Below are 17509 nucleotides of genomic sequence, written 5' to 3' on the forward strand. Positions count from 1 at the left end.
GAATGGCCGAGCATACCCCGAAAGATCCTAAAATACCCCCCCGTGATCGCTTTCGTGATCGCTTCCCCCCGTCCGGCAGCGCGAAGCGCGGGTGGGAACGAGGCTGGAAAGGTTCTTTCGTCCTGAAATTATCAACCGTACATTAACATTCGTCGCTCAAATATTAATCAAAACGCATCCAATCCGGGCAGGTGCGTTGTTGGGGGGGTAACATGGCAATCCGTCTTTCTCATTGGCCAATCAGCCGACAGGTCCTCGCCGCGCTGACCGTCGCCATCGTGGCGCTCGTCGCGCTGTCGACCGCCGTCGTCGTCGACCGTTGGCGCGAGATGACGGCCATCTCCCATCTGCACACGCTGATCAACGCCACCACGGCCGTCGGCTCGCTGGCGCACGAGTTGCAGAAGGAGCGCGGGGCGAGCGCCCTGTTCCTCGGCTCCGGCGGCAAGGAGTTCCGCCGCGAGCTGGACGAACAGCGCCACGCGTCCGACGCCGCTGCGAAGGCGCTGGGCGAGGTGCTCTCCCCCCTGCGCGGCAAGGACGCGTACCAGGAGTTCCTGTCCGCCGTCGCCGACGCCGAGGGGCAGCTCGCCACTCTGTCCGGCCGGCGTGGCGAGATCGACCGGCTCGGCCTGAAGGGACCGGAGTCCTTCGCCTTCTACACGCGCGTGATCGCCGGGCTGCTCGACACCACCTACGTCGTCAGCCGCATCACCAACGACGCCGACCTGAAGAACCTCGTGTTCGCCTACGGCGCCTTCGCGCAGGGCAAGGAGCGTGCCGGGCAGGAACGTGCCACCGGCTCCGCCGGCTTCGCGGCGGGTCGCTTCGACACCGCGCAATACCAGCGGCTGGCCGGGCTGATCGCCGCGCAGGACACCTTCTTTTCCGTCTTCCGGGGCATCGCGCCGGCCGAGATCGTGGCCGCCTTCCGCGACCGGGTCGAGGGGCGCGTGCTGGAGAACGTGACCGCGTTGCGCAAGGTGGCGCTTGATGCCGGCATCGGCGGCGACCTCAAGGGCTCCTCCGCTCCCGTCTGGTTTCGCCAGACCACCGAACGCATCGACCAGATGAAGACGGTCGAGGATTCGCTCGCGTCGGCCCTGCTGTCGCTCGGCAAGAGCAAGGCCAATGGCGCGGCCACGGGCTTCGCGATCGTGTTGGTGGTCGCGGTCGTCGGCTCGGCGCTGGCGCTGGTCGCGGGGCTGCTCGTCGTGCGCTCGATCACCGGGGCGATCAGTGGCCTGACCAAGGCGACCGAGCGCATCGCCGCCGGCGAAGTGCGGGTGCCGATCCCCGGCGAGGACCGGGGCGACGAGGTGGGCGCGCTCGCCCGCGCCATCCACCACATCCGCACCGCCGGCGTCGCGGCCATGCGGATCAAGACGGCGTTGGACAACGTGTCGGCCAACACGCTGATGGCGGACACGGAGGGCAGGATCATCTACGCGAACCGCGCGGTCATGGAGATGTTCCGGCGCGCCGAGAGCGACATCCGCCAGCAGATTCCGCACTTTTCGCCCGACCGCCTGCTCGGCTCCAGCATCGACCTGTGGCACGGCAACCCGGCCACCCAGCGCGAGATGCTGGCCCGGCTGGCCGCGCCGCACCGGGCACGGATCAAGGTCGGGGCGCGCACCTTCAACCTGATCGCCACCCCGGTGATCGACGAACAGGGGGAGAAGCACGGCACCGTGATCGAGTGGCACGACGCCACCGCCGAACTGAGGATCCAGGACGAGGTCGGCACCATGGTGCAGGCCGCCGCCGCCGGCGACTTCACCCGCCGCGTCGACGTGGCGGGCAAGGATGGCTTCATGCTGGAGCTGGCGCGGAGCATGAACGCGCTTTCGGAGACCTCGGCCCATTCGCTGCAGGACGTGGTCGACTTCCTGGAGGCGCTCGCGCGGGGCGACCTGTCGAAGCGCATAACCGGCGACCATCGCGGCATGTTCGGCCGCATCCAGGAGGACGCCAACCGGACCGCCGAACGGCTGAGCGACATCGTCGCCCGCATCGTCCAGACGTCCGACACCATCGGCACCGCCTCCTCGGAAATCTCGCTGGGTTCGACCGACCTGGCCGAGCGCACCGAGCAACAGGCATCGAGCCTGGAGGAAACGGCGGCCGCCATGGAAGAGCTGGCGGCCACCGTGCGTTCCAGCGCCGAGAACGCCCAACGCGCCAACAGGATGGCCATCGAAGCCCAGAAGGCGGCCGACAGCGGCGGCGCCGTTGCCGGTTCGGCGGTCGAGGCGATGCGCCGCATCGAGGGATCCAGCCGCAAGATCACCGACATCATCGGGGTGATCGACGAGATCGCCTTCCAGACCAACCTGCTGGCGTTGAACGCCGCGGTGGAGGCGGCGCGGGCCGGCGACGCGGGCCGTGGCTTCGCGGTGGTGGCGCAGGAGGTGCGCCAACTGGCGCAACGCTCCGCGCAGTCGTCCAAGGAGATCAAATCGCTGATCCTGGACAGCGATGGTCAGGTGCGCCAGGGGGTGGAGCTGGTCCAGGAAGCCGGAAGCGCGCTCGGTGGCATCGTGTCGGGGGTGCAGCAGGTCGCGCAACTCATCTCCGAAATGGCCTCGGCCTCCGGCGAACAGGCTTCGGCCTTGGACGAGATCAACACGGCCGTGGCGCAGATGGACGAGATGACCCAGAAGAACGCGGCGCTCGTCGAGGAAACCACGGCGACCGCCCAGTCGCTCGCCGGACAGGCGCACGACCTGCGCCAGCTCGTTGCGTTTTTCCGGCGCTGACGGGGACCTTGCTCGCCGTGGAGAGCGCCCGGAGGTTTCGCCCATCACTCCCCGGTCACCACCACCGTCCCGGTCATGTGCGGGTGCAGCGAGCAGAAATATGGGTAGCTTCCGGGCTCCGTGAAGGTGAATGAAAAGCGCTGGTCGGTGTCGAGCACGGGGGATTTCCAAGGCCGGCCGCTGCCGGCGAGCTTGTGCGGAATATCGTCGGCGTTCAGCCACGTCACCTCGGTTCCCTTCGGAACCGTGATGACCGGCGGATTGAAGGTGAAGTTGTCGATCCGCACCTGAACGGGGTCGGCCGCGCCGGCCCCGCACGGGACGATGACGGCGAGCGCCAGGACGAGGGCCGGGAAGAGGGCGACGCCGGGCGGCGCCCTCTCCGGGACATGACGGAAGGACATGGTCGCGCCCTCCGTCTCAGCCGGCCAGCGGCCGGTCGACGAGGGCCAGCGGCGCCTTGCCGGGTACGTACTCGACATGGCTGATGCCCAGCATCCGGCGCAGCCTGTCCGCCGGCACCTTCATCGGTCCCGGCGAGGCGGCGGTGCCGGGGGCCGGCTGCGGAAAGGCTGTGGACATGGCGGTGTGGAAGGCGACGTTGCCTTCGACCTTCTGCATCACCTGATGGATATGGCCGTTGAGCACCGTCACCGATCCGAAGCGCCGGAGCATGGTCAGCGCGCGCCCGGCATCCGCCGTGCCCCATCCCCACTCCGGATAGACCGACCAGAGCGGGATGTGCGCCAGCGCCACGATGGGCGTGCTGTCGGTGCGCCCGCGCAGGTCATCCGCCAGCCAGGCGAGCTGGTCTTCGCCGAGGTTGCCGAGGCCGCCGGCCTTCAGGTCCATGACGTTGACCAGCGCCACGAAATGCACGCCGCCCTCATCGAAGCTGTACCAGCCGTGGCCGCGCGCGTCGCGGGGGGCATAGCGCTGGCGGAAGGCCGCGCCGGTGTCGTCCAGCACGTCGTGCTCCCCCGGCACGGCGTGGAGCGGGCCGGCCTTCATCCCGGTCAGGAGCTGGGCGGCGGTGTCGAATTCCTCCGGCTTCGACAGGTGCGTGACGTCGCCGGTGTGGACCGCGAAGGCCGGCGGAACGGGCAGCGCGTTGATCCCGTCGATCGCCGCGCGCAACGTCGCCCCGACGTCCGGGTTGGCCTCCTTGTTGAAGCCGATGTGGCTGTCGCTGATCTGCACGAAGCGGAAGCCTTCGGGCGCAGCGGCCATGGCCTCGCCAATCAGGCCGACGGAGCGCGGCACGCCGCCGGTCACCGTCCACAGCACCCCCGTGCCCGCCCAAGCCATGCAGGTCAGCGCGGTGCGGCGGCTGAGGCCCTGTGCCTGTTCGGCTTTCGAATGATCGTCGTCGCGGGACATGATCGGTCCTCCCTCCGGGTTGCGGACATCGCACCCGGTCCTACCGGCGTCGCCGCGGGAATATTCCCCGCTTGGGCCGTTGGGACGGCCTGTCGGCCCGCGGTAGGGTGGCCGCGAGGGAATAAGCGCGAGGCGCCGCCGGTAGGACAGGACGACCCGCCCGCGCACAGACCGAGGAACCCGCCCTTGCCGAACCGCAGCCAAGCCACGCGCTTCGAGGAGGCGGTCCTGCCGCATCTCGACGCCGCGTACAATCTGGCGCGCTGGCTGACCCGCAACCATCACGACGCGGAGGACGTGATGCAGGACGCCTTCCTGCGCGCCTACCGGTTCTTCGCCGGCTGCCGTCCAGGCGACGCCCGGCCCTGGCTCCTGCGCATCGTGCGCAACGCGGCCTACGACTGGTTGCGCGCCAACCGTCCGGCGGAGCTGAGCAGCCTGGACGACCAGCCGCCGGGGGGCGGTTCCTTCGGCGAGGCCTGCACGGCCGACGTCTTCCACGATCCGCCCGACGATCCCGAGACGGTCGCCATGAAGGAGGCGGAGCGTCGTCTCCTCAACCGCCTGATCGCCGACCTGCCGGTCGCCTACCGCGAGGTGGTCGTCCTGCGCGAACTGGACGACCTGTCCTACCGCGAGATCGCGGAGATCGCCGGGGTGCCGCTGGGCACCGTCATGTCGCGCCTGTCGCGGGCAAGGCACATGCTTCAGGCGGGCTGGGCCGCGGCGAACACAACGGAGGGTCCTCGTGGACTGTAACGACACCCGGCACCTGATCGACGCCGCCATCGACGGGGAACTGGACCTCCCGACCCAGTTGGCGCTGGAGGCCCACATGGCCGGCTGCGCCGCCTGCCGGGAGGCGCACGCCCAACGCCGGGCGCTGGTCCGCCGCGTGCGCGCCGGGGCCGACCGTTTCACCACGCCGGACGATCTGGCCTTCCGCCTGCTTGCCGCGCTGCCGGAGGCGACACCGATGGAAAGCCGGGCACCGACGGTTGTCCGGCGCCGGTGGTGGGGCTGGGTGACCGGCGGCCTGTCGCTGGCGTCGGCGGCGCTGGCTGTCGTCCTGACCCTGATCATCGCGCAGCCCGGCCGTGACGAGGCGCTGGAGCGGGACCTCGTCGCCTCGCATGTGCGGTCCCTGATGGCCGACCACCTGACCGACGTCGCGTCGTCCGACCGCCACACGGTCAAGCCATGGTTCAACGGCCGGGTCGACCTGTCCCCGCCGGTGCCGGATCTGGCCGAACAGGGCTTCCCCTTGGTCGGTGGCCGGCTGGACTATGTGGCAGGGCGTCCGGTGGCGGTGCTGGTCTACCGGCGAGCCCGGCATGTGATCAACCTGTTCGTCTGGCCCGGACCGATGTGGGCGCCCGACACGCCCCGCCACCGCGATGAGCATGGTTTCAACGTGCTGCACTGGACCAGCCCCGACCTGGACGCGTGGGCGGTTTCAGACCTCAACCGCGGGGAACTGGAGGACTTCCAGCGGCTGTGGTCCCAGGCGAGCCGGTCCACTCCTTAGATCAGGCAGACAATCCGCCATCGCAATGCTCGCGGCGGCATGGCGGCAGCCGGCGTGGCGGGGATCGGGGGCGGCGTCATGCCGTCCCATAACCCCGCCACCGCCGGTTTTACGTCCCGGTCCGGCTTTTTGCGCCAACGTCTCCTGTTGTTGCCTCAGCTGAACCAGGCGTTGGTCACGCCGGTGACGCCCACGACGGTGACGGTGCTCTTGTCGGACAGCGTGAACACCGTGTTGCCGTTGACGGTCCGCGCGTCCGCCGCCAACCGCGCGAGATCCAGGCCCGGGACGGCGAAGCCCAGCAGGTCGTCGTCCGGATTGAAGCCGAACACGAGGTCGTTCCCGCCGCCGAGCGTGAAGGCGAAGGTGTCACGGCCATCGCCGCCGATGAGCCAGTCGTCGCCACCGAAGCCCCACAGCACGTCGTCCCCGGCGCCGCCGAACAGCGTGTCATTGCCCGCTTCGCCGATCAGCGCATCGTTGCCCTCGCCGCCGTCGATCAGGTCGTCCCCGTCGCCACCGCCGATCATGTCGTTGCCCGCTCCGCCGAGGACGGAGTCGTTGCCGTCCCCGCCGAGCAGGGTGTCGGCGCCCGCATCTCCGGTCAGCAGGTCGGCCCCGCTCATCCCGAACAGGACGTCGTCGCCGAGACCGCCGATGGCCGTGTCGTTGCCGTCCTCCCCGATCAGGATGTCGTTGCCGGCATCGCCGCTGATCAGGTCGTCGCCGGTCCCGCCGCCCACGACGTCGTTGCCGTCGCCACCGAGCAGGGTGTCCTCGTCGGCACCGCCATTGACGGTGTCGTTGCCCTCGTCACCCGACAGCAGGTCGCGGCCGGTGGTGCTGGCCACCACGTCGTCGCCGCCGCCGCCGCGGGTCGTGTCGTCGCCCGGCCCGAGATTGATGTACTGCGACGAGGAATCACCGATGGTCAGGCTGTTGCCGGCCCCGCCTGTGAAGGACCCGCTGCCGACCACCACCACCACATCCACCTCGTTCAGGACGACCGAACCGCCGGGGGCGCTGCCCATGTTGAAGATCAGCGCTTCGCGCGGCGCCCCGCTGCCGGAAGACCCGGTGACGGTGATCGTCCCCGATCCGGTCGGCGTCAGGGCACGCACGGTCATCGGAACGCCGTTGCCGGCCCCGGCGGCGAAGCCCTGGATGGTATCCTTGATCGCCGCGCTCTGTTCGGCGGGGAGGTAGGCCGCCAGCATGCCGTCGACGATGCCGGTCAGCTGGGCGCTGTCCACCGTCGACTGCGGACCATAGGCGGTGATGCGGCTGCCCGTCGACACCGTGGCCTGCAATAGCGGCGCGTTCCCGCCGTCCCGCATCAGCGCGACCGTGACGCCGTTGCCGTCGCTCGGCACGTCCTGGTCGATGGCCGTCGCGACGAAGGGCAGGTCGATCCCGCTGGGCGCCGTTTCCTGGCGGGTGTTGACGACGACAGTGCCGATCGTCTCGACGCCGATCGGCTGGCTGCCGCCGCCGGTGGGGCTGCCGGTGGAGTTGCCTGTGGGGCCAGTTGTGGGGATGTCCTCGTTGCGGATCGTGCCCGTGGCGGACGGCGTGTGGATCGTCGCACCGGACGCGTCGGTCAGGGTGACGGTGAAGGTCTCGTCGCTTTCGACGACGGTGTCGCTCTGGACCGCCACGATGATGCGGGCCGTCTCCTGTCCCGGCGCGAAGGTCACCGTGCCGTGCGGCAGGGTGTTGCCGGCAAAGTCGTCGGCCGCGGCCGGCGTGGGGCCGGCGCCCGCCACCGCGTAGGCGACGATTGCAACACCGCTTAGGTCACCGGAGCGGGTGACGAGGAAGGTGAAGGGCACCGTGCCCTGGTTGCCTTCAAAGGCCACCCCGCCCGCCTCCGCCGCGATGGCGACCGTCGTCGGGACCGCGGGCGCGGTGTCGGTGTCGCGGATGATGCCGACGGCGTAGGGCATGCGGATCGTTCCGCCCGTTACGTCCGTCAGGGTGACGGTGAACATCTCGTCGCTCTCGACCGCGCCGTCCGCCGGGACGGCGACGGTGATGCGGGCCGTTTCCTCGCCCGGCGCGAAGGTCACCGTACCCTGGGGCAGGGTGCCGCCGGCGAAGTCGCCGGCGGTGGCCGGCGCCGGACCCGTGCCGGCCACCGCATAGGCGACGGTCGTCGACCCGCTGAGGTCACCGGAGCGCGTGACGAGGAAGGTCAGCGTCGTGCCCTCGTCACCGCGCGCCACCGTGCCTGTTTCCGGAGCGATGCCCAGCGTCGTCGCCGCGTCGCCAGTGGAACCGTCGCCGGTGGGGGCGTCGTCGTTGGAAATCGTGCCGGTGGCCGTCCAGCCGGCGATGGTTGCGCCGACCGGGTTGGCGAGGTCGACCACGAAATTCTCGTCCGGCTCCACGTCGCTGTCGCCGGTCACGGTGATGGAGATGGTCTTCGCGGTCTCCCCGGCGGCGAAGCGGACCGTGCCGGACGGAACGGTGCCGCCGAAGTCCTCCGCGTTCGCGCTGTCGAGGCCGAAGCCGGCGACCGACCAGTCCACCGACGATTCGTCCGAGACGTCGCCGCTGCGCGTGACCCGGAAGGTGAAGGTCGTCGCAGCCCCGGTGCCTTCGCTCCGGACGGCGTCGGTGGCGGCGATGTCCAGCGTCGGCAGGGGGATGTCCACCGTGATGGCCACGGAGCCGGTGGCTTGGCCGCCATGGCCGTCCTGCACGTCGTAGGTGAAGCGCCCGGCCGCGCGCCCGGTCTTCTCCCCGACCTTGAAAGTCAGCGCGCCCAGCTCCGAGGTCGTCAGCAGGTCGTCGACCGCCAGGACGCGGTCGGACAGCTGCACCGTCCCGGCGGTCGGCACGCCGGTGACCTTGACCGTCAGCTCGTCGCCGTCCGCGTCGCTCGGATAGCCGATGCCCATCCAGACCACCGGCTGGTCAGGGGAGACGGTCAGCTCCGTGTCGCCCGCGGTCACCGGCAGGTCGTTGACCGGCTGGATGTCGAGGGTGATGGTCTGGGTGGCCGCTCCCCCCTTGCCGTCGCCGACCAAGTAGGTCAGGGCACCGGCGGCGCCGTTCATGTTCGGCGACGGCGTGAAGGTCAGGCCGGCCAGCTGTGCCGGCGTCAGCACGTCGTTGTAGGAGACCTCCTCCCCGGACGCGAGCCGGACGGTTCCGCGGCCGTAGCCGGGAAGCCCGGTGATCAGCACCGCCAGCTCGTCGCCGTCCGCGTCGGTCGGGCCGGCGATGTTCAGCGCGACCGCCGCGGAATCCTCGACCACCGTGACCTTGCGGTCGGCCTCCGCCTGCGGCGCCTGGTTGGCGGTGAAGCGCAGGTTCCCCTTCAGCGTCTGCGCGGAGAACCCGCCGCCATAGCTGATGACGGAGGCGAGCTGCACATAGCTTCCGTTCGACAGAACCTCGACCGACACGGTGCCCGGGCCGGCGTCGGTCAGGCGGATCGTGCCGTCGCCCAGCGGATCGGTGCCGCCGTAGCCCAGTCCCGCCAGCAGGGGCATCAGGTCGATGGTGTCGCCGAAGATGCCGGTGTCGAAGGACGTGATCTCGTCACCGCCGTCGTCGGGCGACCGGTAGACGAAAACATCCATGCCGTCGCCGCCGTAGAGGCTGTCGCGGCCGAGCCCGCCGTCGAGCGTGTCGTTGCCGGCATCGCCCGACAGCCGGTCGTCACCCACCGAGCCGAACAGGGAGTCGTCGCCGAATCCGCCGCTCAGCGCGTCGTTGTCGGCCCCGCCGTCCAGGCTGTCGTTGCCGGCGCCGCCGTCCAGCCGGTCAAGGCCGAAGCCGCCTTCCAGGCGGTCCGCCCCGTCGCCGCCGTCCAGGGCGTCGTCGCCGTCCTCGCCCTTCAGCGTGTCGTTGTCCGCGTCGCCGAACAGTGCGTCGTCGCCCGCACCGCCGCGCAGAAGGTCGTTGCCGGCGCCGCCGAACAGCCCGGCGGAGCGCTCGCCGTAATAGTAGGCCGGGGCGTCGTTGCCCTCGCCGCCGTCCAGCGTGTCGTCGCCGGCGCCGCCGTCCAGCGCGTCGCTGCCTTCACCGCCGAGAAGGCTGTCGTTGCCGGCGCCGCCGAACAGCGTGTCGTTCCCGGCCAGACCGTCGATCGTGTCGTTGCCGCCGACACCATAGACGGTTTCCGCCGCCGTCGTGCCGCGCAGCGAGTCGTCGCCCGCCGTTCCGCGCTGGGCGTAGAAGGTCTCGGTGAAATCCGCGGCGGTCAGGCTGTGCTGGCCTTGCAGCTGGATCACCATGTCGCCCGCGGCGATCACGCCGTCGTCGTCCATGTCCACGCCGATGCGGGTCATGGCGGCGCCGTCCGCGGTGAACCAGTCGTAGAAGACATCGACCAGCCCGTCGTCCGCGGTGGGCAGGCCGGTGCTGGCCCCGCCCACGGGAATGTCGAAGGGAATGCGCCCGGCGAAGGCAAGGTTGCCGCCGGTGACGGCGATCTTCAGCGTGTCCGTGCCGGAGGTGAAGTCGGTGATGGTCGCCGGGTTGCCCGCCGGCGACACCGCCTGCATCGCCGTGGAGGCCTTGACCTCCGCCAGGGACCGGGGCTCGCGGAAAAGGAAGACGTCCGCCCCGGCCCCGCCGGTCAGCCGGTCGCCGCCGCCGGAATTGGACACCAGCAGCAGGTCGTCGCCGTCGCCGCCGTCGAGGGTGTCCGCGCCGTCGGTCCCGTAGTAGCCCTGGTGCGCGCCACCATCGAGCGTGTCGTTGCCGGCCCCGCCGAGCAGAACGTCCGCCCCGGCCCCGCCGTCCAGGCTGTCGTTCTCCGCCCCGCCGTCCAGGCTGTCGTCACCGACGCCGGCGTCGAGGCGGTCGGCGCCGTCCCCGCCCAGCAGGGTGTCGTTGCCCTCGTCACCGTAGAGCGTGTCGTTGCCGGTGCCGCCGGATACGAGGTCGGCGCCGGTGTCGCCGGACAGGTTGTCGGCGCCGTCACCGCCGTCCAGGCTGTCGTCCCCGGCCCCGCCGGACAGGAGGTCCCGTCCGTCGCCGCCCAGCAGGGTATCGTTGCCGGCCCCGCCGTCGAGGTGGTCGTTCTCCGTGCCGCCGTCGAGGCTGTCGTCGCCCGTCCCGCCGTCCAGCTGATCGTCGCCCGCCCCGCCCAGCAGGGTGTCGTTGCCGGCCCCGCCATACAGGCCGTAGCGGTGCTGGATGTTCGACCAGTAGGACTGATCGGCGCCCGCGCCGCCGTCGATGACGTCGTCGCCGTCGCCGCCTTCCAGCAGGTCCACGTCGTTGCCGCCGTCCAGGCTGTCGTTCCCGGCCCCGCCCATCAACGTATCGGAGCCGTCGGCCCCCACGAGGGTGTCGTCGCCGCCGACGCCGTAGATGATGTCGCCGCCGCCGGTGCCGACGAGGCTGTCGGCGCCGGCCGTGCCGCGCCGGACGACGAAGGTGTCGCGGAAGTTCGCTTCGGTGAGGGTGTGAACCCCCTCCAGCTCGAAGACCGCGTCGGCGCTGCCGATCACGCCGTCGTCGTTGAGGTCCACCTCGACCCGCGTGTTGCCGCCCACGATGTGATAGGCGACGTCCACGAGCCCGTCGTTGGCGTAGCCCGCGTCGATCGTCCCCTCGCCGGCGAAGGCCAGCTTCGCCGCCGACGAGACGGTCAGCGTGAGGGCGTCGCCGCCCGCGGACTCGTCGAAATCGGTGATGACCAGCGAGGCGTTGCCGGTGGACGGGTCGTAGGGTGCGCCGTAGTCGCTGATGCGGAACAGGTCGCTGCCCGCACCGCCGGTCAGACGGCCGCCGCCGGTCCCGGTGCCTTCCAGCGTGTCGTTGCCGTCCCCGCCGTCCAGGCTGTCCCGGCCCCCGCCGGTCCGCAGCACGTCGTTGCCCGCCTCGCCATAGACGGCGTCGTCGCCCTCGTCGCCGGACAGGTCGTCGTCGCCGTCCCCACCGTGGAGGGTATCGTTGCCGGACCCGCCGTTGAGGTCGTCGTTCCCGGACCCGCCGGTGAGGAGATCGTCGCCGTCCCCGGCCGACAGGAGGTCGGCCCCCGCGCCGCCGTCCAGCGTGTCGCGCCCCTCGCCGCCGACCAGCCAGTCGTTGCCGTCGTCGCCGTTGAGGCGGTCGTCGCCGGTCCCGCCGTCCAGCCAGTCGTTGCCGCCGCCGCCGCTCAGCGTGTCGTTGCCGGCCTCGCCGTGCAGGCCGATGGGCTGGTACGCGTAGTCGTAGGCGTAATCGTCCCCGTCGCCGCCGTTGAGGAGGTCGTCGCCGTCCCCGCCGTGCAGGTCGTCGATGCCGTCGCCGCCATCCAGGCTGTCGTTGCCGTCCCCGCCGTTCAGCGTGTCGTGGTCCGCGCCGCCCGACAGGCTGTCGCTGCCGCTGCCGCCGTCGAGCCGGTCGCGCCCGTCGCCACCGTCCAGGCTGTCGTTGCCGGCCCCGCCGTTCAGCGTGTCGTTGCCGGCGCCGCCGACCAGCGTGTCGTCGCCACCGACGCCATACAGGATGTCGGGTTCGGCGGTGCCGACCAGACTGTCGTCGCCGGCACCCCCGCGCTGGGCGGTGAAGCTGTCGGTGAAGTCGTCGGCGGCCAGCGTGAGCATGCCGTCGAGCCGGACCAGCAGGTCGCCGGCCCCGAGCGTGCCGTCGTCATCCACGTCCACGGCGAGCAGCGTCTGCCCGTCGCGGTGCTCGTACAGGACGTCGATCAGACCGTCGCCGCCGTTGCCGAGCGTCCGTCCGTCCGCCCCGAAGGAGGACTCGCCGGCCCAGACCAGCGGCTGGGCGACGGGAATGTTGGAATAGTTCTGGTAGACCGAAATCTTCAGGCGATCGCCGCCGGCAACCCCGGCCCCTTCGAAATCGGTGATGAGGCTTGGCGCGCCAAGACCGGAGACGGACAGACCGGAAACAGACAGGCCGGATCGAGTCTCGATCACAAACAGGTCGTCGCCGGTCCCACCGGTCAGCGTGTCGCCGACGGTCGCTCCGGCGCTTTGCAGGCGCAGCGTGTCGTTGCCGGCCCCGCCGTCCAGGACGTTGCCCTTGGCGGTGCCGCTGGCGTCGGCATAGGCGCCGTCGCCCGACAGGTCGTCGTCGCCATCGCCGCCCAGCAGGGTGTCGCTTCCGGCGGCCCCGTCCAGCGTGTCGTTTCCGGAGCCGCCCTCCAGCCGGTCGTCGCCTGCCTCGCCGTAGAGGCGGTCGTTGCCGGCGCCGCCGAGGACGAGGTCGTTGCCGTCCTCGCCCGACAGGTACTGATCATCGCCGTCGCCGCCGTCGAGCGTGTCGTTGCCAAGGCCGCCGTAGAGGTTGTCGGCACCGTCGCCGCCCTCCAGCCGGTCGTCGCCCGCCTCGCCGTAGAGGACGTCGCTTCCGGCTCCGCCACGGACGAGGTCCGCCCCGCCGCCGGCATAGACCTGATCCTGGCCGTCGCCCGCGTCGATGGTGTCGTTCCCGTCCGCCTCGTCGCCGGAGGAGTCGCCGCCGTAGATGTCGTCGTTGCCGGCGCCGCCCAGGATGCTGTCGTCGCCCGCTCCGCCGTAGAGGCCGCCCTGGTAGCCGTTGGCCGGGATGCCCGCGTCGTCGCCGTCGCCGCCGTCGAGCGTGTCGTTCCCGGCGCCGCCGCGCAGCCAGTCGCTGCCGTCGCCGCCGACGAGGCTGTCGTCGCCCGCGTCGCCCTCGACATAGTCGTCGCCGCCATGGCCCAGCAGGGTGTCGTTGCCGGCGATGCCGTACAGGCGGTCGGCGTCGTCCGCCCCGTCAAGCCGGTCCGCGCCGGCCGTGCCGCGCTGGGCGTTGAAGGTTTCGGTGAAGTCCGCCGCGGTCAGCGTGTGCGTGCCCTGGAGGACGACCAGCAGGTCCTTCTCGCCGAAGACGCCGTCGTCGTTGACGTCGACCGCCACCCGGGTGTTGCCGCCCTGGTGGTCGTAGATGACGTCGGCGAGGCCGTCGCCCTGGTTCGGGAATTGGTAGGCCGCGGTGTTGGTGATGTCGAACGGGTGTTCGCCGGCGAAGACCAGGAACGCGCCGGCGACGCGGAACTTCAGGAAATCGCCGCCGATGATCCCGCCGCCCTGGAAATCGGTGATGGTGACGGGGTTGGTCGGCGACGACGCGCTGGACTCCCACGCCCCATAAACGTCGCGCGTGTCGGAATAGAAGGAGAAGACGTCGCTGCCGGCCCCGCCCGTCAGCGTGTCGCCGCCACCGACGTTGCCGACATACAGGACATCGTCGCCGTCGTCGCCGTACAGGACGTCGACCTCGGTCCCGCCGTCGAGCCTGTCGTTGCCGGCCCCGCCGCGCAGGGTGTCGGACCCGACGAGCCCGTACATCTCGTCGTTGGCGCTGTTGCCGACCAGAACGTTCGCCAGCGTGTTGCCCTGCACGACGATCGCGTGGGCACCGTCGACCAGGGTCAGGTTCTCGATGTTGACCAGCCAATCGGCGCCAAGCGAGAACACGTCCTTGTCGGCGAACGCCTGTGTTTGCAGCCGGATCTCGTCGATGCCCTGGTTGAAGCCGTCGACCAGACGGTCGTCCAGGCTGTCGAAGCCGTAGGTGTCGTTGCCGACGCCGCCGTACAGCGTGTCGGCGCCCCCGGCGCCGTCCAGGACGTTGTCGCCGTCCGTGCCCCGGATGACGTTGGCGAGCGCGTTGCCGGTGCCGCGCAGCGCCGACCCGACGAGCGTCAGATCCTCGATCTCGGCGGTCAGCGAGTGGTCCACGCTGGCGATCACGAGGTCCTTGCCACCGGCCGGGCCGGCGTAGGCGTCGTCGGCCAGATCGCCGAGGTTGTCCACGTAATAGAGGTCGTCGCCGGTGCCGCCGGCCAGCGTGTCGGCCCCGGTCCCGCCATCGAGCGTGTCGTTGCCCGCACCGCCGGACAGGAAGTCGTTGCCGCCGTTGCCGTCCAGCCGATCGTCGCCGGCGAGGCCAAAGGCGGCGTCGTCGCCGGCCGAGCCGATGATCCGGTCGCCCGCACCGGCCAGGTTCGACCCTTCGAACACCTCTATGCCGGTGAAGACGTCGCCGTCGGCGTCGCCGCCGGACACCGTTCCCGCACCGATGTCGATGGTCACCGCGGCCGTGGACGATTCATAGGTCAGCACGTCGATCCCGGCGCCGCCGTCGATGCTGTCGGCGCCGGCCCCGCCGTCCAGCACGTCGTCGCCGTCGCCGCCCAGCAGCGTGTCGCTGCCGTCGTGCCCTTCCAGGAAATCGCGGTCCGCCCCGCCGTCCAGGCTGTCGTTCCCGGCGCCGGCGAACAGGTAGTCCATCCCGGCGCCGCCCGACAGCGTGGCCGACACCGTCGTGGCGGGGTCGAGGATGATCTCGTCGTCCTGCGCGCCACCGTCGCCGACGATGCCCGTGACGCCGGTGAAGCTCTGCTTGCGGCCGAAGCCCTGCACCGTCACGCCGCCGCCGGTGCCGGCGATCGCCAGGGTTTCGGCGCCGTCGGTGTTGTTGCTCAAGCCCCGCTCGCCGGCGCGGGCGCCGACGTTGAGCGACAGGATCCCGCCCGACAGCGTCCCCAGGACCGGCGGCGGCGGGGGTTCCGTGGCGGTCTCGGTCGCCGGGTCGTCGGAGAAGTTGAACTCCGCCAGCGTGATGCGGGGCGAGGTGAAGCGCCAGATGTCGTAGCCGCCGACCTTGACGAAGGCGGCGAGGCCGGCCGTGACCAGCCCCGAGGCGTTGAAGATCTTGAAGGGGTTGGTGACGAGCGCCTGGGCCATCTCGTCCACGTAGATGCGCCCGTCGTCCGGCGTGCCGTTGACGTGGTCGTTCAGGTCGAGGTTGATGGTGCCCTCGATCCCGCCGCCGCCGCCGGCGGAGGCCACGCCGATGCTGGCGTTGACGATGAGGTTGAGCGCCGCCTTGATGACGGCTTCCGGCACGTCCACCCCGTCCGCATCGACGTCGCTGACGTACAGCCCGTTGAGGACGGTGGCGTAGTCCTTGAAACCGCTGGCGACGAACTGGCGCAGGCCGCGGGTGTCGTAGCCGAAGGCGAGGTCCATCGCGATCCCGATGGCGCCCTGGACCTTCACGTCCAGGCCCGCGAAGATCGGAATCGACAGAAGATCCTGGGACGGGATCTCGAAGCTCATCGCCGGCAGGTCGAGGCTGAAGAGCTTGGCGTTGCCGCCGACCAGAAGGGAGAAGGCGCTGGCCGGGTTGGTCAGGATGGGAAGCGAGAAGCTGTTGCCCAGCAGCATGCTCTTCAGCACGTCCTGGCCCGTCTGCCCCGTCTTGGGATCGGCCTGCGTCCAGCTGCCGCTGTTCAGACCCGCCAGGAAGGCCGTCAGGTCCTGCGCGCCCTTGATGACGGTCGGTGCCGCCTCGGCCAATTTGAACGCCGTGTCGCGGATGTCCGACAGCATCTGGAACGAGCCTGCGTCCAGATCGACGCTGTAGGCGTCGGGGCCGAGGTCGAGCCCGCCGAAATATTCGGCCCAGGTGACGACGTCGTCGACGATGCCGATGAACTGGGTCAACGGGACCAGATTCTGGTCGGGGACGGCGATCTTGATGAAGTCCAGCAGCGTGATGTTGCCGTCCGGCGCGTCCTTGCCGCCGACGTCGGCGCCGGCGCGGTCGAACAGCGTTTCCCAGCCCGGAAGCTTCTTCAGGAAGCTGACGTCGGTGCGCAGCACCGCCAGCGCCTGGTTGATCGGCTGGAGGACCGGTTCGAGCTTGTGCAGAATCGGCTTGATGAAGTCCTCGACGACGGTGCCGAAGTCGTAATGGACGTTTTCGAACTTCACCACCGGCAGCGCGCCGAAGGTAACGTTCTGGTCGTTGACGTTGACGACGCTGTTGTTGAAGGACCAATCGACCACGAGGTCGGCGCTGGCCTTCGGCAGCGCGGCGTCGCCCATGTTCGCGTCGAGATGGACGCCGATGTCCGCCGCGCCGCTGAAGGTGGCGTCGATGAAGTCGCTGTTCAGCTCCGACAGCCGCAGCTTGCCGTCGTTGTTCGCGTCCTTCAGGTCGACCGCGAAGGAGCCGTCCAGCGTGGAGTTCCGGTCGGTCGCGGAGAAATTCATCAGCCCCAAATGGGTCGAGGCGTCGAAATCGGGCGTGCTGGCGTGCAGGCCCAGCGACAGCTCCGGCTGTGTTCCGTTGGTCTGGACGAAGAAGCCGGTGGTGTCGGCGCCGACCGTGAAGTCGAAATCATAATCCAGCGCCGCCGCCGCCGTGCCGCCGGTTTGCAGCTGCAGCCCGGGCAAGCCCAGGTCGGTGGCGAGCGACTGTTCGTACTCGTAATGCTGATGGGTGGAGAAGGTGAGCGTGACTTCGGACCCGTTCACGAGGGCGTGGACGGCGTTCTCGTCGGCGCCCAGGGATTTCAGCGCCGCGTTGATCTTGTCTTCGACATAGGTTTCCGCGATGCCCTGGGCGTTGTCGATGACGTACAGGATGTCGTTGATGGCGCCGACGATCTTGCCTTCGACCGCGCGGATGCCCTTCAGCGCGTCCTTGCCCTCCTGAAAGGCGGCGGAAAGCCTGTCGCCGACGATGGGAAGCTTTTCGGCAAAGACCTGCGCTTCCAGCGCATCCTCGATCACGCCCAGGGCGTTGTCGATGCCCGCCTTGAGTGTCTCGATCTGTTCGCGCGTGATCATTCCGTTCGCTTTCGGGCCGTTCGCTTTTGTCGGGTCAGCCGCCACCATCTCCCCACGCTGGACACAGCGACAGGTTGTTGAGTTCAGGCGGATTTTTTGGGGTCAAGGTGCCGGATCGGGTGAGCGATTCCGCGTGCTGCTCTGCTCGGCTTTAGGATTTTTCTTCGTGATTGGCAGCATTGTCTGCCAAGTCAGCAAAATCGGACGAACATTCTTTTAAATTTACTGAGCGGCAATAGAAATACATCTGGATATGTATTGCG

The 17509-nt window shown here is 69.9% G+C and carries 6 protein-coding genes; 3 read left to right on the plus strand and 3 right to left on the minus strand.

The window, feature by feature from the left end:
• Positions 1-212: 212 nt before the first annotated feature.
• Positions 213-2762, plus strand: a complete 2550-nt coding sequence (locus ACSVC7_RS12580) for a methyl-accepting chemotaxis protein (protein ID WP_448205878.1) — start codon at positions 213-215, stop codon at positions 2760-2762.
• Between the two features lie 44 nt (positions 2763-2806).
• Here the strand turns inward: ACSVC7_RS12580 and ACSVC7_RS12585 are convergent, their stop codons facing one another.
• Both ACSVC7_RS12585 and ACSVC7_RS12590 read right to left on the minus strand, forming a co-directional pair.
• A complete protein-coding gene (locus ACSVC7_RS12585; RefSeq protein WP_448205879.1) occupies positions 2807-3166 on the minus strand; it encodes a cupredoxin domain-containing protein in 360 nt (119 codons plus the stop codon).
• A 16-nt stretch (positions 3167-3182) separates the two neighbouring features.
• A complete protein-coding gene (locus ACSVC7_RS12590; protein WP_448205880.1) occupies positions 3183-4142 on the minus strand; it encodes a metallophosphoesterase family protein in 960 nt (319 codons plus the stop codon).
• Between the two features lie 186 nt (positions 4143-4328).
• Between ACSVC7_RS12590 and ACSVC7_RS12595 the strand changes: the two genes are divergently transcribed.
• On the plus strand, positions 4329-4901 hold the full coding sequence (locus ACSVC7_RS12595; protein ID WP_448205881.1) for a sigma-70 family RNA polymerase sigma factor: 573 nt from the start codon (positions 4329-4331) through the stop codon (positions 4899-4901).
• Complete coding sequence (locus ACSVC7_RS12600; RefSeq protein ID WP_448205882.1) at positions 4891-5670, plus strand: anti-sigma factor family protein; 780 nt, start codon at positions 4891-4893, stop codon at positions 5668-5670. Before ACSVC7_RS12595 ends, ACSVC7_RS12600 begins: the two co-directional genes overlap by 11 nt.
• A gap of 155 nt (positions 5671-5825) precedes the next feature.
• On the opposite strand, the gene ACSVC7_RS12605 is transcribed toward ACSVC7_RS12600, so the two are convergent.
• Positions 5826-17246, minus strand: a complete 11421-nt coding sequence (locus ACSVC7_RS12605; protein WP_483508339.1) for a Calx-beta domain-containing protein — start codon at positions 17244-17246, stop codon at positions 5826-5828.
• Between the last annotated feature and the right edge of the window lie 263 nt (positions 17247-17509).

Source organism: Azospirillum mesophilum, from assembly GCF_053470405.2.

Bases quoted from the DNA above. Each gene is read 5' to 3' on its own strand.
- ACSVC7_RS12590 (WP_448205880.1), bottom strand. From the start codon at position 4,142: ATGTCCCGCGACGACGATCATTCGAAAGCCGAACAGGCACAGGGCCTC.
- ACSVC7_RS12605 (WP_483508339.1), bottom strand. From the start codon at position 17,246: ATGATCACGCGCGAACAGATCGAGACACTCAAGGCGGGCATCGACAAC.
- ACSVC7_RS12580 (WP_448205878.1), top strand. From the start codon at position 213: ATGGCAATCCGTCTTTCTCATTGGCCAATCAGCCGACAGGTCCTCGCC.
- ACSVC7_RS12585 (WP_448205879.1), bottom strand. From the start codon at position 3,166: ATGTCCTTCCGTCATGTCCCGGAGAGGGCGCCGCCCGGCGTCGCCCTC.